The 23,824-nt window shown below is 62.4% G+C and carries 21 protein-coding genes; 12 read left to right on the top strand and 9 right to left on the bottom strand.

Annotated elements, in window-relative coordinates:
* Positions 1–2: 2 nt before the first annotated feature.
* The 6 genes from B9H00_RS08335 (at position 3) to B9H00_RS08310 (ending at position 8,152) form a co-directional block, all read left to right on the top strand.
* A complete protein-coding gene (locus tag B9H00_RS08335; protein ID WP_086900267.1) occupies positions 3–1,277 on the top strand; it encodes an NAD(P)/FAD-dependent oxidoreductase in 1,275 nt (424 codons plus the stop codon).
* Between the two features lie 98 nt (positions 1,278–1,375).
* Positions 1,376–3,019, top strand: coding sequence for an ABC transporter substrate-binding protein (locus B9H00_RS08330; protein WP_086900266.1), 1,644 nt, complete (start codon positions 1,376–1,378; stop codon positions 3,017–3,019).
* A gap of 106 nt (positions 3,020–3,125) precedes the next feature.
* On the top strand, positions 3,126–4,082 hold the full coding sequence (locus B9H00_RS08325; protein WP_086900265.1) for an ABC transporter permease: 957 nt from the start codon (positions 3,126–3,128) through the stop codon (positions 4,080–4,082).
* Between the two features lie 14 nt (positions 4,083–4,096).
* On the top strand, positions 4,097–5,005 hold the full coding sequence (locus B9H00_RS08320; protein ID WP_236944397.1) for an ABC transporter permease: 909 nt from the start codon (positions 4,097–4,099) through the stop codon (positions 5,003–5,005).
* Positions 5,006–5,009: 4 nt separating this feature from the next.
* The gene (locus B9H00_RS08315) at positions 5,010–6,662 is read left to right on the top strand and encodes an ABC transporter ATP-binding protein (RefSeq protein WP_086900264.1); all 1,653 of its coding nucleotides are present in this window, start codon (positions 5,010–5,012) and stop codon (positions 6,660–6,662) included.
* A 29-nt stretch (positions 6,663–6,691) separates the two neighbouring features.
* Positions 6,692–8,152, top strand: coding sequence for an NAD-dependent succinate-semialdehyde dehydrogenase (locus B9H00_RS08310; RefSeq protein WP_086900263.1), 1,461 nt, complete (start codon positions 6,692–6,694; stop codon positions 8,150–8,152).
* Between the two features lie 43 nt (positions 8,153–8,195).
* Here the strand turns inward: B9H00_RS08310 and B9H00_RS08305 are convergent, their stop codons facing one another.
* Positions 8,196–9,122 carry a 2-hydroxyacid dehydrogenase gene (locus tag B9H00_RS08305; protein ID WP_086900262.1) on the bottom strand — a complete coding sequence of 309 codons (927 nt, stop codon included), beginning with the start codon at positions 9,120–9,122 and terminating at the stop codon, positions 8,196–8,198.
* A 266-nt stretch (positions 9,123–9,388) separates the two neighbouring features.
* Here B9H00_RS08305 and B9H00_RS08300 point away from each other — a divergent pair, with 266 nt between their 5' ends.
* Positions 9,389–10,087, top strand: coding sequence for a hypothetical protein (locus tag B9H00_RS08300; RefSeq protein ID WP_147376558.1), 699 nt, complete (start codon positions 9,389–9,391; stop codon positions 10,085–10,087).
* A gap of 70 nt (positions 10,088–10,157) precedes the next feature.
* Complete coding sequence (locus B9H00_RS08295; protein WP_086900260.1) at positions 10,158–10,661, top strand: Lrp/AsnC family transcriptional regulator; 504 nt, start codon at positions 10,158–10,160, stop codon at positions 10,659–10,661.
* 73 nt (positions 10,662–10,734) lie between these two features.
* On the opposite strand, the gene B9H00_RS08290 is transcribed toward B9H00_RS08295, so the two are convergent.
* The 6 genes from B9H00_RS08290 to B9H00_RS08265 form a co-directional block, all read right to left on the bottom strand.
* A complete protein-coding gene (locus B9H00_RS08290) occupies positions 10,735–11,448 on the bottom strand; it encodes a hypothetical protein (RefSeq protein WP_086900259.1) in 714 nt (237 codons plus the stop codon).
* 315 nt (positions 11,449–11,763) lie between these two features.
* Entirely contained in the window at positions 11,764–13,536 is a 1,773-nt protein-coding gene (locus B9H00_RS08285; protein WP_211329600.1) for an acetyl/propionyl/methylcrotonyl-CoA carboxylase subunit alpha, read from the bottom strand.
* Positions 13,533–15,137: a 5-oxoprolinase subunit B/C family protein gene (locus tag B9H00_RS08280; RefSeq protein ID WP_086900258.1), complete on the bottom strand. Its 1,605-nt coding sequence runs from the start codon at positions 15,135–15,137 to the stop codon at positions 13,533–13,535. Before B9H00_RS08280 ends, B9H00_RS08285 begins: the two co-directional genes overlap by 4 nt.
* A gap of 35 nt (positions 15,138–15,172) precedes the next feature.
* Positions 15,173–15,970, bottom strand: coding sequence for a putative hydro-lyase (locus B9H00_RS08275; RefSeq protein WP_086900257.1), 798 nt, complete (start codon positions 15,968–15,970; stop codon positions 15,173–15,175).
* A complete protein-coding gene (locus B9H00_RS08270; RefSeq protein WP_086900256.1) occupies positions 15,967–16,737 on the bottom strand; it encodes a LamB/YcsF family protein in 771 nt (256 codons plus the stop codon). Before B9H00_RS08270 ends, B9H00_RS08275 begins: the two co-directional genes overlap by 4 nt.
* A gap of 13 nt (positions 16,738–16,750) precedes the next feature.
* Positions 16,751–17,989, bottom strand: a complete 1,239-nt coding sequence (locus tag B9H00_RS08265) for an NRAMP family divalent metal transporter (protein ID WP_086900255.1) — start codon at positions 17,987–17,989, stop codon at positions 16,751–16,753.
* 270 nt (positions 17,990–18,259) lie between these two features.
* Between B9H00_RS08265 and B9H00_RS08260 the strand changes: the two genes are divergently transcribed.
* Entirely contained in the window at positions 18,260–18,931 is a 672-nt protein-coding gene (locus tag B9H00_RS08260; protein WP_086900254.1) for a GntR family transcriptional regulator, read from the top strand.
* Positions 18,932–19,040: 109 nt separating this feature from the next.
* On the opposite strand, the gene B9H00_RS08255 is transcribed toward B9H00_RS08260, so the two are convergent.
* A complete protein-coding gene (locus B9H00_RS08255; RefSeq protein ID WP_086900253.1) occupies positions 19,041–19,535 on the bottom strand; it encodes an Hsp20 family protein in 495 nt (164 codons plus the stop codon).
* A gap of 360 nt (positions 19,536–19,895) precedes the next feature.
* Between B9H00_RS08255 and B9H00_RS08250 the strand changes: the two genes are divergently transcribed.
* Positions 19,896–20,081, top strand: coding sequence for an SEC-C metal-binding domain-containing protein (locus B9H00_RS08250; protein WP_086900252.1), 186 nt, complete (start codon positions 19,896–19,898; stop codon positions 20,079–20,081).
* Between the two features lie 282 nt (positions 20,082–20,363).
* Positions 20,364–20,714 carry a cupin domain-containing protein gene (locus B9H00_RS08245; protein ID WP_086901782.1) on the top strand — a complete coding sequence of 117 codons (351 nt, stop codon included), beginning with the start codon at positions 20,364–20,366 and terminating at the stop codon, positions 20,712–20,714.
* 29 nt (positions 20,715–20,743) lie between these two features.
* Here B9H00_RS08245 and B9H00_RS08240 read toward each other — a convergent pair whose 3' ends face one another.
* On the bottom strand, positions 20,744–22,012 hold the full coding sequence (locus B9H00_RS08240) for a DUF445 domain-containing protein (protein ID WP_086900251.1): 1,269 nt from the start codon (positions 22,010–22,012) through the stop codon (positions 20,744–20,746).
* Positions 22,013–22,257: 245 nt separating this feature from the next.
* Between B9H00_RS08240 and B9H00_RS08235 the strand changes: the two genes are divergently transcribed.
* Positions 22,258–23,730: a Na+/H+ antiporter NhaC family protein gene (locus tag B9H00_RS08235; RefSeq protein WP_086900250.1), complete on the top strand. Its 1,473-nt coding sequence runs from the start codon at positions 22,258–22,260 to the stop codon at positions 23,728–23,730.
* Positions 23,731–23,824: the final 94 nt, after the last annotated feature.

Below are 23,824 nucleotides of genomic sequence, written 5' to 3'. Positions count from 1 at the left end.
TCATGAAGTTCGAGTCCTACTGGCTTGATACGGCACCGCCCTTTACCGGGGCGATGCCTCACCCCCCTGAGGGCCACTATGACGTGGCCGTGATTGGTGGCGGTCTGACCGGGCTTTCGGCGGCGCGTACCCTGGCTCGCGGTGGTGCCCGCGTGGCGCTGCTGGAGGCCGGGCGCGTGATCGGGGAGGCGTCCGGGCGCAACGGCGGGCAGTGCAATACGGGAGTAGCCCAGGATTACGCCGGCATGGTCGAGCAGCTCGGCCGTGACCAGGCGATACGTCACTACCGCAACTACAGCGAGGCGGTCACCTCGGTCGAGCAGGTGATCGAGGAGGAGGGCATCGATTGCGATTACCTCCGGCGAGGCAAGCTCAAGCTCGCGGCCAAGCCCGAACACTACGACAAGCTGGCGCGCACCTGCGAGGCGATTCGCCGCGATGTCGATCCTGACGTGGTGCTGCTCTCGAAGGAGGAGGCGCGCCGCGAGGTCGATTCCCCGATCTTTCATGGTGGCCTGTGGCAGAAAAACGGTGGCCAGATGCATATGGGGCGCTTCGGGACGGGGCTTGCAGAAGCCGCCGTGCGTCACGGCGCCCATCTGTTTGAATTCACCCCCATGATTGGTGTCGAGCGTGACGGTGAGCATTATCGGCTGACCACCCCGCACGGCGAGTTCCAGGCCACCAACGTGCTGCTGGCGACCGGTGCTTCTCAGGTCGGTCCGCTGAACTGGTTTCGTCGTCGAATGGCGCCGGTGGGCAGCTTTATCGTGGTGACCGAACCGTTATCTCCCGATCAGTGCGCCCAGCTCATTCCTCAGCGTCGCGCCTGCGTCACCAGCCGCATCATCGGCCACTATTTTCGACTCACCCCGGATGACCGCCTGCTCTTTGGCGGGCGCGCCCGCTTTGCCATGTCCGGCGGCAAATCCGATGCCAAAAGTGGCGAGATCCTGCGCCGCGGCCTGAGTGAAACCTTTCCGCAGCTTGGCGCCACGCCGCTGTCGTACTGCTGGGGCGGGCTGGTGGACATGAGCCGTGACCGCCTGCCGCATGCCGGGCGCCATGACGGCATGTATTACGTCATGGGGTTCAGCGGCCATGGCGTGCAGATGTCGGTACACATGGGGCGCCTGCTGGCCGAGATGATGCTGGGCCAGCGCAAGGAATATCCCTGGCAGGGCGATGACTGGCCGGCCATTCCCGGCCATTTTGGCAAACCCTGGTTTTTACCTCTGGTGGGCGGCTGGTACCGCCTGCAGGACCGGCTGCACTAGCCGGACAGACACCACAAACAACAGGACAGCCAGAGGCTGTCATCGATGCAGCGCTGTATCCGAATGCAATAACAATTTCAGGCAGAAGGAGAAGGCTCATGACACACAATAAACATGGTGATGACGGCTTCGTCTCCCCCGAGCAGAGTCTGCAGGTCTATCGTGCCATGCAGGCCGGCCTGTCACGTCGTCAGGCGCTGAAAATGCTTGGCGCTGCCGGCATCATGGCAGCCGGTAGCGGGCTGTGGCCCGGTATGGCCACGAGCTGGGCCAGTGAAGGCGCGGCGCAGGGCACCCCCAAACGTGGCGGGCGTATCCGGGTGGCCGCACACACCTCCTCTTCCGGCGAATCACTCGACCCGGCTCTGGGCTCGACCGCCATCGATTACGTTCGTGCCTATACCTTTTATAGTGGTCTGACCCAGTTCAATGAGCAGCTTGAACCCCAGCCGGCGCTGGCAGAGTCGTTTGAAACGACCGACAACGGCGGTCACTGGATCCTTACCTTGCGCCAGGGCGTGACCTTCCATGATGGCAAACCGTTGACGCCGCAGGACGTCATCTACTCGATGATGCGTCACAAGGACCCGTCGGTTGGCTCCAAGGCGCTGTCGCAGGTCAATCAGCTTGAAAGCGTCAAGGCGCTGGACGATCGACGCGTCGAATTTACGCTTGCCTCACCCAACATCGAGCTACCCTCGATTCTGGCCATTCCGCATCTGGTCATCGTGCCCGACGGCACCACCGATTTCTCGAAGGGCATCGGCACCGGACCGTTCAAGTGTCAGGAGTTTCGTCCCGGCGTGCGCTCGGTCGCAGTGCGCTACGAGGATTACTGGCGTGATGGGCATCCGTATCTGGACGCCATTGAACTGGTGGGGATCAGCGATGAGTCGGCACGCGTCAATGCGCTGCTCTCCGGCGATGTCCAGATGATCAACAACCTGACCGGGCGCAACGCCGATCGGGTCAAGCAGATTGAGGGACGCCGGGTCAAGGCCACCAACTCGGGCAACTACACCGACCTTGTCATGCGCGTCGATCAGCAGCCCGGCAGCCGCCCCGAGTTTGTCGAGGCGATGAAGTATCTCTTTGATCGCGAGCAGATCAAGCGTGTGGCCCTGCGCGGCTATGGCGAGATCGCCAACGATCAGCCGATCTCCCCGGCCTCGCCCTACTATTTTGATGGCCTGCCCCAGCGTGAATACGACCCCGAGCGGGCCGCGTCGCTTCTGAAAAAGGCCGGCGTGGCCGGTGCACGTGTGCCGATCGTGGTGTCGCCGGCGGCCAACTACTCCATGGAGATGGGACAGCTGCTGCAGCAGTCGGCGGCACAGGCCGGGCTGACCATCAATCTTGATCGGGTGCCAAGCGATGGCTACTGGTCCAACCACTGGATGAAGCACCCGCTGGGCTTTGGCAACGTTAACCCGCGACCCACGGCCAACATCCTGCTGACGCAGTTTTTTGCCTCCAGTGCGCCCTGGAACGAATCAGGCTGGAAAAACGAGCAGTTTGATCAGCTGCTGGTGGCGGCTCGAAGCGAGCCGGATCTTGCCAAACGCCAGCAGATGTATGCCGACATGCAGACGTTGATCCACAACAAGTGCGGCATCGGCATCCCGGTCTTTCTAAGCGACGTCGAGGGCTATGACGCCCGTCTCGGCGGCATGGATCGCACCATTCCGCTGGGCAGCTTCATGGGCTACATGTTCGCTGAATACGTCTGGTGGAACGCTTAAAAAGCGTCCTGATCCTTCCTGTCACTGCGGCCGGCGAGCACAACGTGAAAGCCATGATGATTCATGGCTTTCATATCCCGACCGGCCCCCACCCGGAGGCGTAGTCATGCGCAACACCATGTCCAGACTGGTGCTGGGACGGCTGTCCTCAAGTCTTTTGACGCTGTTTCTGGTGTCCCTGGTGATCTTTGCCATTACCTCCCTGCTGCCGGGCGACACCGCCCAGCAGATTCTGGGTCAATTTGCCACGCCCGAGCAGGTGGCCGCCCTGCGTATCGAAATGGGGCTCGATCAGCCGGCACTGCTGCGCTATTGGCACTGGCTAAGCGGATTCGTGACCGGCGACCTGGGGCAGTCGGCCAGCAATGGCATGGCGGTGGCACAGCTCATGAACGACCGGCTGCCCAATTCGCTGCTGCTGGCGGCCATCACCACCGCCATTTCCGTGCCCATTGCCCTGATCATGGGGCTGGTGGCAGCCATGCGCCGTGGCGGCAACGTGGACCGGGCACTGAACGTGGTCACGCTGTCCATGGTGGCGGTACCGGAGTTTCTGGTGGCAACGCTGGCCGTTTTGATCTTTGCCGTGCACCTGGGCTGGCTGCCGGCGCTCTCATATGTCTCGACCGTCGACAGCTTTGGTGACTTCGTGCGGATCTATGCCATGCCGGTGCTGACGCTTTGCTGCGTGCTGATCGCACAGATGGCGCGCATGACCCGGGCGGCCCTGATCGACCAGCTCGACAGCGCCTATATCGAGATGGCGCGGCTCAAGGGAGTACCGCCCATGCGTCGCGTGCTGCGCCACGCCCTGCCCAATGCGATCGGTCCGATCGCCAATGCCGTGGCGCTGAGCCTCTCCTATCTGCTGGGCGGTGTCATCATCGTCGAGACGATCTTCAACTATCCGGGTATCGCCAGTCTGATGGTGGATGCCGTGTCCAATCGGGACCTCGCCCTGGTTCAGGCCTGCGCCATGCTCTTTTGCGGCGCCTACCTGATTCTGGTGATGGTGGCCGATCTGTGCGCGATCCTGTCCAACCCGAGGCTGCGAAACCGATGAGTGAGACCCATGCCATGCCACATCGTCGCCAAACCTCGCCGGCGCATCAGGCGTCCCACCGGCGCATGAGCCACGGCAGTCGCCTGCCGATCGCCACGCCCGCCCGGCGCAACAAGCCCCGTTTGAAGCTGACCCGCTGGATCGGCCTGACCCTGTTCGGCTCGTGGGTGCTGATCGCCATTGTCGGCCCCTTGCTCGCCCCCTATCCGATGGGCGCCTTTGTCTCCGATGAAATCTACGGCGGCGCGAGCGCCGCGCACTGGCTGGGTACCGACTATATGGGCCGCGACATGCTCAGCCGCATGCTGACCGGCGCCCGCTATACCGTGGGGCTGGCCGTGGTGGCGGCCCTGCTGTCGAGCCTGGTGGGGGCGGGCTTTGGCATGTTGGCCGTGCTGCTGCCGCGCTGGCTGGAGGAGGGCGTGCGACGCATCTTCGATACCCTGATCTCCATTCCCAGCAAGATGATGGCGCTGGTCATGGTGTCCGCCTTTGGCACCTCCATTCCCTTGCTGATCATCGCGGCGGTGCTGAGCTATGCGCCGGGTGCGTTTCGCATCTCCCATAGCCTTGCGACCAACCTGGCCACACTTGAGTACGTCCAAGTGGCCAAAACCCGCGGGGAAGGGCGCTTCTATATCGCTGCCGTCGAGATTCTGCCCAACATGATCCAGTCGGTACTGACCGATATGGGCATGCGCTTTGTCTTTATCGTGTTGCTGCTCAGCGGCATGAGCTTCCTGGGCCTTGGGGTTCAGCCGCCGGCCGCCGACCTGGGATCGCTGGTGCGTGAAAACATCGGTGGGCTGAGCCAGGGGGCACTGGCCGTTGTGGCGCCGGCGCTGGCCATTGGGACGCTCACCATCGGCGCCAATCTGCTGATTGACAGCCTTTCCAACAGTCGCGGCTCGCAAAAGGAGTGACATCATGCTGGGAGAATCACTCACCGTACGCGATCTCAACATCTGCGCGACTCCGCCGGGCGGCGAGGAACGTACCATTGTCAGCGACATCAACTTTGCTCTGGCGCCGGGAGAAGTGCTGGCGCTGATCGGCGAATCGGGCTCGGGCAAGACCACGATTGCGCTGGCCATGCTGGGCTATGCCCGCAGCGGCTGTCGTATTGCCGGTGGCAGCGTGGTGCTGGGCGAGACCGATGTTCTGTCACTTGATCCCATCGAGACCCGAGCCCTGCGTGGCCACCGGGTCTCCTACATCGCCCAGAGCGCGGCGGCGGCCTTCAATCCGTCGCGTACCCTGATGGACCAGGTCATCGAGGGGGCGCTGATTCACGACGTCATGAGCCGTCAGGACGCCCGTCAAAAGGCCGTGTCACTCTTTCATGACCTGGCCCTGCCGGACCCGGAACATATCGGTGATCGCTATCCGCACCAGGTCTCCGGCGGTCAGCTCCAAAGGGTCATGGCGGCGATGGCGCTGATCACAGATCCGGCGCTGGTCATTCTCGATGAGCCGACCACGGCACTGGATGTCACCACCCAGATCGAGGTGCTGCGCGCCTTCAAACAGGTCATGCGAGAGCGCGGCACGACCGCCATCTATGTGTCGCATGACCTGGCCGTGGTCGCACAGATGGCCGATCAGGTGCTGGTGCTGCAAAACGGCGAAACCCAGGAACAAAACACCACCGCCGCCATTCTGGAACGGCCGGCGCATGACTATACCCGCAGCCTTCTGGCCGCGGCACGTCCGCATGAACATCTCTCGCCCGCGGAAGGACGCCATGGGGGTGAACTGCTCGATATCCATGATCTACAGGTCGGGTACGGCTCGCGCGACGCCCAGGGCCGGCCCGAGAACGTGGTGCTTGAGCACATCAACCTGCACCTGATCAGCGGTCAGGCGCTTGGAGTCATCGGCGAATCGGGATCGGGCAAGTCGACGCTGGCCCGCGCCGTGGCCGGACTGGTCGCCCCTTCTCATGGAGCGGTTCAGTTCGACCGCCGCGAGCTCTCCACCACGCTTCGCGGGCGCACGCCCGATCAGTTTCGACGCATTCAGATGGTCTTCCAGAGTGCCGACAACGCGCTCAACCCTGCCCACAGCGTACAGCGCCTGCTCAATCGACCGCTGGAGACCTACTTCAATCTGGATCGTCGCGCTCGCCGTGCGCGCGTCGAGGAACTGATGGATCTGGTGAAGCTGCCGCGCACCCTGCTCGATCGCAAGCCCGGTGAGCTTTCGGGCGGTCAGAAACAGCGCGTCAATCTGGCACGAGCACTTGCGGCCAAACCGGATCTGATCCTGTGTGACGAGGTGACGTCGGCTCTCGACACGGTGGTGGGGGCGGCGATTCTGGAGCTTCTGGTCGAACTGCGCCGCGAGCTGGGCGTGGCCTATCTCTTCATCAGCCATGACATCTCGACCGTACGCTCGCTGTGTGACGACGTGATGGTGCTCTATCAGGGCCAGTGCGTGGAGAGTGGGCCGTGTCAGCAGGTACTGAACACGCCACAGCATGACTATACGCGCCGGTTGATCGGCTCGGTGCCGGAACTGCGTCAGGGCTGGCTGGAAAGCCGTCCGCCGCGCAGCGAGACGACCGTCACGATGGCATGAACAATGATCAGACGTCAGGAGAGAACAACATGGGCAAACCGGTGCTGAACGACGCCGCGCTCTGGCAGGAAACCGGATTTATCAACGGTCAGTGGTGCCGCGCCGATGACGACACCACGATTGAGGTCATCGATCCCGCCAGCGGTGAGCGGCTTGCCGCGGTTCCCGCCATGGGGGCGGGGGAAACCCGACGTGCCATCGAGGCGGCCGAGGCCGCCTGGCCCGCGTGGCGAGCGCGTCCGGCGGCGGAGCGAGCAACGCTTTTGATGCGCTGGCACGACCTGATGCTCGACAACCTTGAGGATCTGGCGCAGATCATGACCCGCGAGCAGGGCAAACCGCTGGAAGAGTCGCGCGGCGAGATCCGTTACGGGGCAAGCTTTGTGAAGTGGTTTGCCGAAGAAGCCCGCCGCGCTTATGGCGAAACCATTCCGGCACCCACAGCGGACCGCCGCATTCTGGTACTCAAGCAGCCGGTGGGTGTGTGCGGGGCGATCACGCCCTGGAACTTCCCCAACGCCATGATCACGCGCAAGTGCGCTCCGGCCCTGGCCGCGGGCTGCCCGATCGTGATCAAACCCTCGGAGCTCACTCCGCTGTCGGCGCTGGCCCTGGCCGTACTGGCCGAACGCGCCGGCTTCCCGCCCGGGGTTATCAACATTGTTACCGGCCTGCCGGAAGGGATCGGCGGCGAGCTGACCGCCAATCCGGTGGTGCGAAAGCTCTCCTTCACCGGCTCGACCCGGGTCGGGCGGCTTCTGATGCGCCAGTGCAGCGAGGAGATCAAGCGCCTGAGCCTGGAGCTCGGTGGCAATGCACCGCTGATCGTCTTTGACGACGCCGACATCGAGCTGGCCGTGACCGGCGCCATGGCGAGCAAGTTTCGCAACGCCGGCCAGACCTGTGTCTGTGCCAACCGCATTCTGGTGCAGTCCGGCATTCATGATCGCTTCGTCGAGCGTCTTGAAGCCGCAATGAGTGCGCTTCAATGCGGCAACGGCATGGACAAGGGCGTCACCATTGGCCCCCTGATCAACGATCAGGCGGTTGAAAAGGTCGCCGCCCATATTGATGACGCTCTGAGCCACGGTGCGCAGCTGATTTGTGGCAACGCACCCGATGGCAATGGCCGACAGGTGGTGCCGACCCTTCTGACCGGGGTGACCGAGGCCATGCGCATCACGCGCGAGGAGACCTTCGGGCCGGTAGCGCCGATCATGCGCTTTGGTACCGAAGAGGAGGCGCTGCGTATCGCCAACGCCACGCCGTTTGGACTGGCGGCCTACTTCTTCACCGAGAACATGCGTCGTGCCTGGCGTGTGGGTGAGGCGCTGGAGTTTGGCATGGTCGGACTCAACACCGGCGCGATCTCGATGGAAGTCGCGCCCTTTGGTGGCGTCAAGCAGTCCGGTCTTGGGCGCGAGGGGGCACGTCAGGGCCTTGATGAGTACTTCGAGGAAAAGGCCTTCCACATGGGCGGGCTGTCGTAGCGCCATGGAATGGCCCGGCATGCGCCGGGCCATTGGCAGGATTTCAGTAGCCGCGCCCGCGATCGACTTCCCCGAGCATCTTCTCACCGCTCTGATGGCGACGCAGATTCTCCAGCAGCACCGGAAAGGCGGTGTCGGGCTGGGTCATGGCGCCAACGTGTGGCGTCATGAGAATGCGCTCATCTGCCCAGAAGGGGTGATCGGGCGCCGGCGGCTCCTCACGCAGCACATCCAGCACCGCGCCGGAGAGCTGGCCTGCCTCCAGCGCCCTGGTTAGATCGGCTTCGACCAGGTGCTCGCCGCGCCCCATGTTGATCAGCGCTGCGCCCTGCGGCAAACGATGGAACAGCGTCTCGTTGAGGACGCCGCGGGTGGCTGGGGTCAGCGGCAGTACACAGATCAGAATATCGCAGCCGCCCAGAAAGGACGCCAGCGTTGCCTCCCCGGCATACGTGATGATGCCGTCCATTTCCCGCGGAGTGCGCGACCAGCCACTGATCTGGAAGCCATACCCTTTCAGATGATGGGCAATGGCCCCCCCAAGCTGGCCAAGCCCCAGAATACCGATGCGACGCTCGCTGGCCGGCTGGATCATGTGGGCCTGCCAGTAACGCTCGCGCTGCTGGCGTACGTAATCAGCCATGTGACGATGCAGCCAGAGCGTGGCGAAGGTGGCGTACTCGATCATGCCCTGCTCGATGGAGGGGTCGAGCATACGCACCACCGGCAGTGCTTCGGGCAGCGCATTGGCATCGAACTGATCAATGCCGGCGGAGGTGGCAAAGAGCACTTCAAGGTTGGGCAGCAGGGTATCGATCGCCTCCGGGGGTTGCCAGGCCAGCAGATAGCGGATATCGGCCGGATCACCGATATCGGGCCACTGGCGAAACTCGATGTCCGGGGCATGCTCGGCAAAAAGCGCCTGCCAGCGCCGGCCACGCGTCGGGTCGGATTTATACAGCAGTGCCATGTGAGGGTGCCTCGCGGTCGTCATCAATAAGTCTCTATCGTGCCCTTGATCGTGACGCATGGGGTAGCGTTATGACGTCCGCCGCCACGCGGTCGTCCTGAATTTTAAAGCATTCAAGGCAGATCCTGCCGTCACGCCAGGGGCGCAGTGAATCATGCCGTCTGGGCCCGGGTATTCAGCGCGATCCGCGGCCATGCATCGAAATACACACGTCACCTGAGGGGGCGGTCATCGTAGGCTGGAGTGCAGGACAGAGAGGCCGACACATGATGAGCGCGGGATCGACCAGGGAAGAGGAGCATCAAGGGATGCAGCTGACGGATTATTCGAGGCTATGCATTGCCGCACACGGGGTGCTGATGGATCGTGACAGCACGATCCTTGAGGGGCTTTCCCCCCTCTTGAAACAGATGCGTGATCCACCTGCGCCTGACAGGGTGCTGGCCGACTACTTCAAGGCCCTGCACGCATTGACCGATGCCGACATGAACACGGTATCGGCCCACTGTGTGGTCTATTGCGCGCTGGCCGGCGAATGGGGATTTGAAAGCGATTGGCAGGCCGGCATTGCCTTCGCTGGCAAGGTGGATGCCGGTACGCTGTATGAAGATGCGCCGGGCGCGATTCACTATCTGCGCAAATTCTATCGGCTCAGTGTGGTGAGCTCGCTTGATGAGCACGAGTTTTCAGCCTTGGACAAGCGGATTGGGCTTGCCACTCACGAGCGCCTGGCGACCGGCAGTTTTGTGGCGGCCCGGGCCGCCGTCCACGAGATCGTGAAAGACTCAGAGGTGCTTTTGTTAAGCGCAGGGCCTGCGCCGGTGTCATGTCGTGCGGGCTATTGTCGCATTACGCGCTCGCGGCCCGGTCTGACGCCTCTCGATGTGCAGGCGACGTGGCAGTTCACATCACTGAGCGACTTTATCGGTGCCCACCAGCTTGCCCTGCGGCGCGAAATCCTTTAGACAGGTGAGGCGACACCCGCAGACTCTGGCAGCAGCAGGCGGGCCCGAAGACATAAAAAAAGGGCGCTTCATGGTGGGCTCCGTTCGACTCGATCGCATTGATATCAATATTCTGGTTCAGCTCCAGAATGATGGACGCATGACCAACGTGCATCTGGCCGATGCCGTCGGCCTTTCTCCCAGCCCCTGCCTGCAGCGGGTAAAGCGGCTGGAGGCCGCGGGCTACATTACCTCGTTTCAGGCACGCCTTGATCTGACCAAAATGCTGGAAAGCGTGACCGTATTTACCGAGGTTACCCTGTGCGACCACCGTCGCGAGGATTTTCTGCGCTTTGAGCAGAGCATTCGAGAGATTGACGAGCTGATGGAGTGTCATCTGATCAGCGGCGGTTATGACTATCTGCTGCGCTTCATTGCCCGCAGCATCGCGCACTATCAAAGCGTGATGGAAACGCTGATCGAGCGCGAAATCGGTATTGAAAAGTATTTCAGCTACATCGTGATCAAATCCCCCATCGTCAAGGAGCAGCTGCCGCTGCGTACGCTGCTTTCCGGCGCGCCGGAACGTCTCTGAGCGCGGTACAAGGGTTAAACATCAGACGTCAAAACCCGGTGCAGGCACCGGGTTTTTTGTTGATGGCAGATACTCAGCGTCTGTCGGGGCCCATCGGGTCGTCGCGATGTGTCCCGTCGAGGTCTGTCGTCCTGTCGATGACTTCTTCATCGCGAACCGAATGGTGGTCGCTCAACGGTCGAGGCTCATCGGCAGACAGCTCATCACTTGGGTGATCCTCTCTGGTCGAGGAATCAACCGAGTGCCGACGTACGCGTGACGGTGTGCTGCGGTCGCCGTCACGACGACCGGGTACAAGCTCATCCCCGGACAGCGGCATCGGTGCCTCGCGGTCAGCGGGCATGGCCGGATCAGCGTGAGTGCTGTCATGACCTGACAGTCCACCGGAGGCCACCTTCGGCGCCGTGCCGGCCCCCATGCCGCTGGTCAATCCCTCACCATCACTGTGCTCCACGCTTTTTTCGTCGATGTCGACGGGGTCATGTCGCTCCAGAATATTCTCGATGTGATCCAGAGCGGAGGTCAGTGCCCGCACGGCGATCACGGTAGCGCCGCGCTCCACGCTGCGGTCGTAGGCACTGGTATCCTCGCTGTGATCGTGCTTGCCGAACAGGCGCTGCCAGAAGCTCGGTTTTTCCTTCTCTTCATGATCTGTCGCGCTGTCGTGGTCGGTTCGGGTGTGACGATTGATGGCCTCTTCGGGGATGCCGGCATCACGCAGATCCTGCATGGCGGCGTCAGCGTTGGCTTCGGTGTCGTATACGGCAACAATAAGTTGTTCTTCCATGACCTGTACTCCTTTGGCGTACCCGGGACGGCCCATGGCCGATGTCATTCTCTCGGTGACATCGACGTCATGACGTCATCTCACCGCGGGGGCATCGAGCATCAGACCGGAACACCCTTCAATCTGGCAGGTCGGTGGCACTTCGCGAACGCTTTATTGTTATCTTTGGTATAAATAAGCTACATCACAGCATTTGTGGTCATTTTGCGACGCTTTGGCGTCGCTTTTAATGCTTTTGCAGTTTTATGGCTGGCATGACATGAAAGGGGGCGCCGCAGCGCCCCCTGATTCAAACGGTCGGTATCAGCTTCAGTATTACGGCGTGATCTCGGCGATGACGTGACCGGCCTCCAGGGTGTCTCCCGCCTCGGACTTGAAGGCTACCGTACCGCCAAGCTCGGCGGTGATCTGCGTCTCCATCTTCATCGCCTCCATGATGGCGATCACATCGCCCTCATTGACCCGGGCCCCGTCCTCGATCTGCCAGGCCAGCAGCGTGCCGCTGATCGGCGCCGTAACGCTGCCTTCGTGCTCGGCCGGCGCTGAATCGCGGTCGGCTGAGGCGGCGCCGGGCGCGAGATGTGACAGCAGCGATACGGGCAGGCCGATACGGTGGCGCTTGCCATCGATATCGATCATGGCGTGCAGCATGCCGGGCTCGGGGGCGGGTGTTCGGCGCGGCGCCCACTCGAGATTGTCCTGAAAGTCGGTCTCGATCCAGCGCGTATGCACGTTGAACGTGTCGGTACCGGTGAAGTCCGGATGGGCCATGACCGCGCGATGGAAGGGCAGTACCGAGGCCACGCCCTCGATCTCGAAGTGCTCAAGCGCTCTTCGCGCCCTGGCGATGGCCTGTTCGCGGGTGGCGCCGGTCACGATCAGCTTGGCCATCAGGGAGTCGAAATGACCTGATACGCGCCCGCCGCTTATCACACCGGTATCCAGACGCACGCCGGCACCGGTAGGGGCCGTGAAGACCTCGACGGTGCCGGGCGTGGGCAGAAAGCCCTTGGCGGCGTCCTCGGCGTTAATACGAAATTCAAAGCTGTGGCCGCGCGGCGTCGGCGTCTCGGTAAAGGAGAGGGGGTGACCTTCTGCAACGCGCAGCTGCTCGATGACCAGGTCCACGCCGGCCGTTTCTTCGGTGACGGGATGTTCGACCTGCAGGCGGGTATTGACCTCGAGAAACGACAGGGTGTCGTCACTGCCCAGCAGAAACTCCACCGTACCGGCGCTGACATAACCCGCGCTGGCGCAGATGTCATGGGCGGCCTGGTGAATCTGTCGGCGTTGCGCCTCATCAAGATATGGGGCCGGGGCCTCTTCGACCAGCTTCTGGTTGCGTCGCTGCAGCGAGCAGTCCCGGGTACCGACCACCACCACATTGCCGTGCTGGTCCCCGATGATCTGCGCCTCGATGTGGCGTGGACGATCCAGATACTGCTCGACAAAGCACTCACCGCGTCCGAAGGCGGCCTCGGCTTCACGCACTGCCGAGTGGTAGCACTCGGTGACCTCTTCCATGCGCCAGGCGACCTTGAGGCCGCGGCCGCCGCCGCCAAAGGCGGCCTTGATCGCGATCGGCAGGCCGACCTCGTCGGCAAAGGCCACGACCTCCTCGGCGTTTTCTACCGGGTCTTCGGTACCGCGGGCCAGCGGGGCACCCGCCTTGAGCGCCAGGCGCCGCGCCTGAACCTTGTCGCCCAGCACGTCGATGGTCTCCGGGTTCGGGCCGATCCAGATCAGGCCGGCGTCCTGTACGGCGCGAGCGAAGTCGGCACGCTCGGAGAGAAAGCCATAGCCCGGATGAATCGCATCGGCGCCGGCGCGATGGGCCACGTCCAGCAGTCGTTCGATCGATAGATAGCTCTCACTTGCGCGCTCGCCGCCCAGCGCCCAGGCCTCATCAGCCAGCTGGACATGCAGGGCGTCCAGATCGCCCTCGGCGTACACCGCCACGGAGGCCACATTGTAGTCACGGCAGGCGTTGATGATGCGTACGGCGATTTCGCCGCGGTTGGCAATCAGAACCTTTTTCAGCGGACGCAGGCTGTTGTTCAGCGTGGGCTGTGTATCGGGTGCGTTCATGAGGTGACCTCGTGCGATGCGTTGTCACCGGCCAGCGGTGCAAAACGGGTGATCGGGTGAAAACGAACGGTGGCGCCGGGCGGAATCTGCCCGGCGAGATCCAGATGATGATCGGCCACACAGGCGATCACCGGATAGCCACCGGTCAACGGGTGATCGGCCAGAAACAGCACCGGCTGACCGCTGGCCGGAACCTGTAGCGCGCCGGTGACGGTGCCTTCGCTGGGCAGCTCGCCGCTGCGCTGGCGTGTCAGTGAGTGTTCACCTTCAAGGCGGATGCCGACCCGGTCGGAGCGTGGGGTGACCTGCCAGACCTGATCGCCTAAAAGCGCCAGGGCCTGCTCGGTAAACCAGTCGCTGCGCGGGCCCATGACGATATCGAGCGTGACGCACTCCCCCACGCGTGGCAGGGGATGGGCCGGTGTCTCATCAAGTGACAGCGCCGTCACCGCCAGAGCGGCCGAAGACAGGGCATCGCCGGGCTGTAATGGCGCCGGTCCAAGCTTTGCCAGGGTGTCGGTCGCGGTGCTGCCCAGTATCGGGGTAACGTCAAAACCGCCGCGCATGGCCAGGTAGCAGCGCACGCCTGCCGTGGTGGCCCCCAGCGTCAGGGTGTCGCCTTCGGCCAGCTCGATGGGCTTCCAGAGTGTGGCGTGATGGCGTCTGCCCTCTGCAGTGCTGACGGTCAACGTGGTCTCCGCCCCGGTCACGGCGACAATGGTGGGCCGATGACAGCGTAGCGACAGCCCGCCGTGGGCGGTTTCAATCACCGTGGCCCCTGCAGGGTTGCCAACGGCCCGGTTGGCACTTCGCAGGGCGTGCTTGTCCAGCGCGCCAGCCCCTGACACGCCCTGACCGGTCTGGCCCTCGCGGCCGAGATCCTGAAACAGGCTCTGGAGACCGGGTTTTAGTACCTCAAGGTCAGGCGTCGCTCCGGTACCCGAAGCGCTTTTGATGTCGGTGGGGACACTGACGCTGGTCCGCTCCGGAGCCTCGGCAGTGGCGCTGAAACGCACCCGCATGCCGGGCTGAAGCAGCGCTGCCGGCTCGCGATGAAGGTCCCACATCTCAAGCGGCGTGGTGCCGATCAGCTGCCAGCCACCTGGGCTGTCGGTGGGGTAGATGCCGCTGAAGGTGCCGGCCAGCGCCACGGAACCGGCCGGAATGCGGGTGCGAGGTGTATCGCGTCGGGGCACGTCAAAGCCCGCGCCGCCGGCCAGATAGGCAAAGCCCGGCGCAAAGCCGCAGAAGGCGACCTGATAGTCATGCTCGCCGTGACGTCGGATCACCTCGTCGGTGCTCAGTGACAAGTGTCTTGCCACGTCATCAAGGTCCTCGCCGTTGTAGTACACGGGAATCTCGATCAGCTCGCCGTTTTGATGGCTGCCGCCGCTGACGGGGCGGGTCCTCAGTTCACGACTGAGTGCCTCGGCGCTGATGCGCCCGGGCATAAAGCTCACCAGCAGGGTGCGCGCCGCCGGGATAATGGTCGTCACACCGTGGATCGGTTCGCGCTGGAGCTGGTCATAAAGCCCCAGCGTTTGCGACAGGTCCTCCAGCTCGAGGAGCAGGGTACTCAGATTGACGGGAAGTATGTTCACGAAAACTCCTGAAAGCGTGCCTCGGGCAGGCTCGGTCAGACGTGATAGCGGCTGTCCGGCACATCGGTAATGAACATGTGTCCCGGTGCGTGGGTGAGCGCAAAGGGAACGTTCGAGGCCATGACGGCGACCTGAGGGGTCACACCACAAGCCCAGAACACCGGAATCTCGCCGGGTTCGATGCGCACGGGATCACCGAAATCCGGGCGGTCGAGATCAACAATGCCCAGCGCCTTCGGGTCGCCCACGTGAATCGGCGCGCCGTGGACGCCGGGATAGCGCGCGGTAATGGTGCTTGCCCGGGCGATATGCGCCGCCGGCAACGGTCGCATCGAGACCACCACTTCTCCCTGCAGTCGCCCGGCCGGATGGCAGGGTAGGTGGGTGCGATACATTGGCACGTTAGTGTTGTCCGTGATGTGGCGCACCTCGATGCCGGCCTCGAGCAGAGCATTTTCAAAGGTGAAGCTGCAGCCGATCAGAAAGGTGACCAGATCAGGATGCACTTCCCAGCAGGCGCTGGCGTCATTGATTTCCTCGGCGAGCACGCCGTCGCGCCAGACCCGGTAGCGCGGAAGGTCCGTACGCAGGTCTGCGCCTTCGGCAAGCCCGGTGTGCCAGTCGCCGGGGTCCGTGACTTCCAGCACCGGACAGGCCTGCGGGTTGCGCTGGGCGTAGAGCAGAAAGTCCCATGCCCAGTCGCGTGGCAGGGCGATCAGGTTGGTCTGGGTCATGCCCGGAGCGATGCCGGCAGTGGGGCGGCACTCGCCGGCGCGAAAGCGTTCACGCGTCAGGCGAGCGGTACTCTGTGAAGGATATGCGCCTGTCGTCATGATCCTGCCCCTGCAAAGGCCCTGAGCTCAACGCCGGCCTGAGTCAGTCGCGCACGCACGGCCTCGGCCAGTGCCACTGCGCCCGGGCTGTCGCCGTGCACGCAGATCGAGTCGGCGGCAAGCGTCAGATCCTGTCCATCGATGGTCTCGATCACACCCTCACGGACCAGTCTGAGCATGCGTTCGGCGACCTGATCGGCATCATGCAGTACTGCGCCCGCCTCGCGGCGCGAGACCAGGCTGCCATCACTCTGGTAGGCGCGATCGGCAAAGGCTTCAGCCGCCACGCGCAGACCGGCTTCACGAGCCCATTCAAGCAGCGGGGCGCCCGCCAGTGCGACCAGCACCAGCTGATCATCAATGGCCTTGATCGCCTCGATCACGGCATGCGCCTGACGTTCGTCCCGGGCAATGGTGTTGTAGAGCGCGCCGTGTGGCTTGACGTAGCGCACTCGGGTGCCGGCGGCCCGGGCCAGCCCGGCAAGCGCGCCGATCTGATAGATCACATCGCCCTTGAGCTCATCACTGGCAATATCCATGTTGCGTCGGCCAAAGCCCACCAGATCCGGATAGCTGACGTGAGCGCCGACGCTGACGCCGTGCTTGGCGGCCGAGGTGAGCGTTCGCAGGATGCCGCTCGGGTCGCCGGCATGAAAGCCGCAGGCGACATTGGCGCTGGTGACGATGCCGAGCATGGTGGCGTCATCGCCCATGTGCCACTGACCGAAGCTTTCACCCAGGTCGCTGTTTAAATCGATAAGGGACATGGAAGACTCCTGTTTAAGCAGACGGTGTCAAAAAGGCAAAGATCGGACCGATGGCATTAAAGCCCATGTACCAGGTGAGCGCGCAGACTACCGCGCCTGCGATCAGCAGCCAGCGCGGATAGCGATGTCCGTGCATGAGGTCACTACGCCGCCAGGCCACGTAGATGAACAGCGTCAGGCCCACCGGCAGGATCAGCCCGTTGAACCCGCCTACAAACACCAGAAGCGCGGCAGGCGGGGTGCCGATGGACACAAAGGCGATCAGCGAGATGGCAATAAAGACCAGTGTCGCCCGATTACGCACGCCTTCGCTGATGCCGGGGCGAAAGGCACTCAAAAATGACATGGACGTATAGGCCGCCCCGATGATGCTGGTGATGCCGGCCGCCCACAAAATCAGGCCAAAGGCGCGCAGACCCAGTTCGCCGGCAGCGGCCTGGAAGGCCTGGGCTGCCGGGTTGGCGCTCTGACTGGAAACATCGATGACCACGCCACTGGCGACCACGCCGAGAATGGCCAGAAACAGGATGTAGCGCATCAGCCCGGTGACCAGGATGCCGCGCAGGGCAGCACTGGAGACGGTTTCGACGTTCTCGACGCCGCCCAGGCCGCGGTCCAGCAGGCGGTGAGCGCCAGCATAGGTAATGTAGCCGCCCACAGTACCGCCCACGATGGTGGTAATAGTGGCAAAGTTGATGGTGTCGGGCATCACGGTCTGACGCAGGGCCTCGCCCACCGGCGGATTGGAGGCGATGGCCACGAACACGGTCATCGCCATCATCAACACACCCAGTACGATGATGATGCGGTCAATGGCAATGCCGGCACGTTTTGAAGAGAAAATGCCGGCGGCAATCACGGCGCTGATCAGCCCGCCCCAGGTGGTGTCCAGACCCATCAGGGCATTGAGCCCCAGGCCTGCGCCAGCGATATTACCGACGTTGAAGGTCAGTCCCCCGACGATAATCAGGATCGCCAGCAGATAGCCGCTGCCCGGCAGGGCGGCGTTGGCGACTTCAGGGGCGCGCATGCCGGTGACCGTGACCACGCGCCAGATGTTGAGCTGAACCACCAGATCGATAAGGATCGAGGCCAGAATGCCAAAGGCAAAGGCGGCACCCATCGTGGCGGTAAAGGTGGCCGTCTGGGTAATGAAACCGGGGCCGACGGCCGAGGTGGCCATCAAGAATACGGCGCCGATCAGTGAAGCGCGTCGGGATCGAGCGAATCCGACCTCAGGGGTAGCTGCCATTTCCAGAACTCCGAATGGGAAGGGGGGACAGGCCTTACCAGCAATTGGCGTGCCACAATGGGCTTAACGACCGGATTTTGTAGGTGTTGTCCGTATCGATTGTTCAACAATATACCCGGCGGCCGCAGGAGGGTATTCGACTTGTGTTTCATTGGGGGGCACCAGAACGGGTGTGTGTGCCCTTTTGGTGCACGGCACGTGCTTGTCGACCGGCTCCTTTATCGGGACACTGGGGATCTTGAGTCAACGTCATGACCGGAATTGCGTTTAATGAAAAAACAGGCCCTGGAAGACAGGAATAGATCGCTGGGAGAGACCGTGACGGCGAACATTCGTCGCCTGCTGGTAGAAGGGGCCTTTGCCCCCGGGCAGAGGCTTTCGGAAGTTGCGCTGTGTGAGCGACTGGGCGTGTCACGCAATACCCTCCGGGAGGCCTTTCGAACGCTTGCCCATGAAGGACTGGTCACGCACCAGCCGAATCGCGGCGTCTTCGTGACCCGTCCCGATGCTGCCTCCATTGTCGAGATCTATCGTCTGCGGCGCTTTATCGAGTGTCGTGCGCTGGGAGAAGCATGGCCCAGTCATCCGGCCGTCAAGGAGATGCGTGCGGCGGTAGAGGCGGCGCAGGAACACGGCGCGCGCTGCGACTGGCTGGCAGTAGGTACGGCCAACATGGCGTTTCACGGGGCGATCGTGGCGCTGGCGGACAGTGCGCGTCTCAATGGCTTCTTTCGCCAGGTACTGGCCGAGCTGCGCCTCGCCTTTGGACTGATGTCCGACAAGGAGTGGCTGCATGCCCCCTATGTCGATATGAACCAGCAGGTGCTGGAAACCTTTGAAGGTGGTGATACCCGGGCGGCCGTGGCCCTGCTGGAGCACTATCTGGCCCAGTCCGAGCGCATCGTGCTGGCGGCCTGGGAGCGTCAGGCTTCATCAGGTTAGGGATTGTCAGAGCGGCATATGACAAGGGCCCCGCCATCGCTGGCGGGGCCCTTTTTTCATGAGGCAATGTCATGAGGCAATGCGCGGCTCATTGAGCGCATTGATCGCCTCAGGCAGTGGCGTGCTCTGGCGTTTTAGCGTGAGAGGTCTGATCCGGGCGATCGGTCAGCGCTCGCTGGCCTGACTGGATCGGAATCTGGCGAGCGCGCTGCTGCTCGGGCACCACGCGCAGCAGATCCACGATCAGAAGACCGTTTTCAAGCCGGGCGCCCTGGACTTCGATGTTCTCATCGAGCCGGAAGGAGAGCCGGAACGCGCGTCTGGAAATGCCGCGATGCAGATAGGTGACCGTTGCCTCATCGCTGTTGTTGTCACCGCGCCCGCCGGTAATGGTCAACACGCGATTTTCGACGTTGATGTCGAGTGCTTCTTCTGCAAATCCGGCCGTGGCGACCGCAATGCGGTAGTCGTTGTCGCCATGCTTTTCGACGTTGTAGGGCGGATAGCTGGGCACGTCGTTGTGAATGGCCTGTTCAAACAGATCGTTCAAGCGATCAAAGCCGATGCTGCGACGAAAGAGGGGAGAAAGGGTCATGGTGTTCATAAAACCTCCTGATGGACAGCAAAGTTCGTCACTACCTTGGATAAGGACTGGCAGACCCGCAGTGCGGCATCTGCACTTGCGATGACCGCTCTGGTCGAGCCTGTCGTCGCAACATTATGTTAAATAGTGGCGCCTGTCGGCGTTTCAAGTCTTCCCTGAAAATATTCCTGCCCTCTGTTCCTGCGCCACTGTCAGGCAAGGTAGGGTTGGTTTTCGGAGTTTCAACGGTGTAATACGAAAAAATTTGCGGCCGGAGCAGGGCGCCTGTCACGGGCTTTTGAAAGTGGCGAGCGCTTCGGGGCTTCTTTTTTATCCCCCAGCGTCGATAATCGTGGGGTCACGAACACTGGAAACCACCACATGAATCAGCCCCACGTTCACGGCCCGAACTGCCGCCACGACCATGACCACCATGGTCACGTCCATGGTCCGAACTGCAACCATGGCGCGCAAAAGCCCGCGCGCAACGCCCTGAAGGATGTCGGGCGTAATGACCCATGCCCCTGTGGCAGTGGTAACAAGTTCAAGAAGTGCCACGGCGGCTAGCGCTCCGGCAGGGAAGTCATGAGCAGGATACCGGCGCCTTCAGGCGCCGGTGTCTTTTGAGGCAGGCATGGATCATCGCGTGCCGAGCACGTTTACCTGGTGCAGGCACTTTTGATGAGCGAAGCAGGATGTTTCACGTGAAACATCGATATGCTCAATGCTTCTCCTGCATTGATGCTTAAGAGGCCATGCCATTTGGTCGCATCAGGCATGAACGGCACAGGTCGAATCGGCATAAGGACGCACCATGGCGGCTCCTGCAACATAACGAGAGTGCCCCTGATGCATGTGACGAGACTGTATTCCGGTGAGGACGGTGAGTCCCATTTCGAGGATCTGGAAATCGAGGTTGGTGGCGATGCCGAGATCGGCCGGCTGTCGAGCCCCATTGCGGCCACCGGCCTTATTTTCAGGGAGACCGCGCCTGATTATGACTACAACTGGCACAACGCGCCGCAGCGACAGTACATCCTGATGCTCGATGGCAGCGTGGACATCACCGTGGGCAGCGGGGAAACACGGCGTTTGAATACCGGCGATATTCTGCTTTGCGAGGACACCACCGGACGTGGCCATGTCAGCCGTGCCGTGGATGGCAAGCCGCGCCGCTCGGTCTTTATCACCCTGGAGTGACCTGACGGGACGCGGCTGATGACGTGGCGTTACAGCGTCAGCACCAGCTGCGTCACGGCGTGAATGGTCAAACCGATCAGCCCCCCGACCAGCGTGCCGTTGATGCGGATGAACTGCAGATCGTTACCGACATTCTTCTCGATCTGATCGACGATCTCATCGCTGTCGAGGCTATCCAGGTAGCGCTGGATGTAGGCATCGATGCGCGGTCCGTTACGTTCGACCAGTGCCGGCAGCAGCGTCACGGCCTGTTCGTTGAGCCAATCACGCGCCGGGGCGTCATGCTCGAGCGTTCGCGCATAGTACTCGATGAAGTGCTCAATCCAGGCGCGTGAGCGTGAGTCGTGTGCCTTCAGGTCGCGAGCCAGCCAGTCCATCAGCTCTTCCCAGACGCCGGCGATGTAATGGCTCAAGCGGTCGTTGTCGAGCAGATCATCTCGCAGCCGGTCAAGACGCCGGGCAAAGGCCGGGTCGTGGCGCAGCTGTTCAATGAAATCGGCAAACTGACGATCGAGATGATGACGCAACGGATGGTCGGGGTCGTCGCTGACCTCGCTGATCAGGCGCGCACTCTGCTCGACGATGCGTTCGTTGATCAGCCAGCCGGCCAGCCGGTGCATGCTGACTTCGCGACCCATGACGCGCGGGTTGAACAGCTTGAACACGGTGTCGGTAATGAAGTGCTTGACCCTTTCCTGATTGTCCTCGACCTCGAGCCAGCGTGACAGTCTGGTCAGTGAGTCATCCAGCAGCACTTGATGGCGCCCCTCGGCGGCCAGCACGCTCAGGGCGCTGCCCATCAGACGGGCAGTATTGATGCGCCCCAGGTGATGGCGCAGGGTGCGGGTCAGAAAGTCCCGTGCAGCACTCTGGCGAACCGCCGACAGTGAAGTACTCATCGCCTGGGTCAGGCGTTCCGCCACCATCGCGCGCCGCTCCGGACGTGACAGCCAGCCTGCCAGAGCGCCGGCCACATCAAAGCGGCGAACGCTGTCTCGCACGTAGGCCTCGGACAGAAAATTCTCGCGAATGAATCCCGACAGGCTTCGGCCCAGTCTTGCCCGATTGCGCGGAATGATCGCCGTGTGAGGAATTTTGAGCCCCAGCGGATGGCGAAAGAGCGCCGTGACGGCAAACCAGTCGGCGATCCCGCCGATCATCGCCGCCTCGGCAAAGGCCGACACGTATTCCAGTGCCGGGAGACGGCCCTGATACCAGGTGCTGACGGCATATAACACCAGCGCCCCCAGCAGACAGAGCGTGGCAATACGGCGTCGGTTGTGATGTGGCAGCGTCAAGCCGGTGCTCCTGTGTAAAAGGTTCTGCCGGGAGCCTGGCTCAGCGCGGCAGCCCTGTATGTTGACTACCCATTGGTCCAGGTCGGTTGTCCCGTCTGTTCGATCCGGTCACACTTCATGAAAACCTGATACAGCACCGCCATTGTGCAAGACATGATCCGCGCTGGCGGCGGGTAGATAGCTCGTGTCGGGATACAGTACACCCTCTGCTCCTTGCGTTTTCAAACGACGATAGAAGAGACGGCATGACCGATATACCGGATAACCGCACCGCGACCCCGGCTCAAAAGGAGACGAGCCTGGAATTTCGCCTTGGCGCGCTGGGCGCTGCCATTCCCCTGATATTTTTTGTCGGCTGGGCGATCATCACCAGCGTGCTGGGACTCTCCTCCGAAATTGGCCTGGTCATGGGCTGTCTGTTTGGCCTGACGCTGGGACTTTTGTTCTGTAAAAGCCGCTGGGAACACTACGCGCAGGGGCTTTTCGACGGCATGGCTCAGCCGATCGGTGTGATCGCCGTGGTGGCCTGGTTTTACGCCGGCATGCTGGCACAGGTACTCCAGACCGGTGGGCTGGTAGAAGGCCTGGTCTGGCTGGGCGGCATTTCCGGAGCCTCCGGTGGTGCCTTCGTGGGGCTGACCTTTGTGCTGGCGGCAGTATTTTCGACCGCGGTGGGGACCGGCTATGGCACCACGGTGGCGTTTTCTACCCTGATGTACCCGGCCGGTGTGGCGCTGGGCTGTGATCCGGTGGTGCTGTTCGGCGCCATTCTGGCCGGTGCGATCTTTGGCGACAACCTGGCGCCGGTGTCGGACACGACCATTGTTTCGGCCACCACCCAGGAGGCGGACGTGCCGGGTGTGGTGAAAAGTCGTTTCAAGTACTCGATCATGGCAGCTGTACCTTCGCTGGTGCTGTTCGTTTTGCTGGGCAATGCCAGCGGCAGTGTCGAGGGCAATGGTGACGCGCTTGAGGCCATGATGGCCCAGACCGATCCGACCGGCCTTTTGATGCTCATTCCCTTTGCGCTGGTGCTGGTACTGGCCCTGAGCGGTCATCACCTGATCACATCATTAACCTGGGGGATTGTCTCGGCCTCGGTCATGATTGTACTGGCAGGGCTCGCCGCCCCGGGCGAGATCATGGCCTTTGATCCGGACAGCGACACCGTTGTGACCGGCGCGCTGGTCGATGGTGTCAGCGGCTACGTCAACATGGCCATTCTGATCCTGTTGATCGTGGCCACGGCGCATCTGCTCAGGCTTGGCGGGACCATGGCGGCCGTCACGAAAGGGCTGATGCGCTGGATTGGCGATTCCGTACGTCGGACAGAGCTGGCCATCTGGGGCATCGTGGCGCTTTTGAATTCGGCAATTACCATCAATACGGCGGCCGAGATTGCCGCGGCGCCGTTCGTACGCGAGCTGGGTCGCAAATACCGCATCCACCGCTATCGTCGTGCCAATATGCTCGATGCCGTGACCTCGGCGCTGGGCTATATCTTTCCCTGGGGCGCGCCGGTGCTGCTGGGCTGGGCCACCATCACCTCAATGCAGGGCCAGTATGGCTGGCTGCCGGTCGTGGCGCCCACCGAGGTCTTCCCTTATGTGTTCCACGGCTGGTTTCTGCTTTTGATCATGCTGTTCGCTGCGGCCACCGGCTGGGGGCTGCGTTTCGAGGACCCTGAGGAAGCCGAAGCGACGGTTACGGCACGGTAATCGCCTGCGGCGTCATACGATAACGCTGGCAATCGGGGCACAAATCCCCTATGTTGGCACTCCTCTTCGCACGGGCAGGTCGTTGGCCTGCCTC

The organism is Kushneria marisflavi (genome assembly GCF_002157205.1).
Taxonomy (GTDB): Bacteria; Pseudomonadota; Gammaproteobacteria; order Pseudomonadales; family Halomonadaceae; genus Kushneria; species Kushneria marisflavi.
The sequence above is the reverse complement of the archived record's forward strand: the minus strand, read 5'-3'. Positions and strand labels throughout refer to the sequence as shown.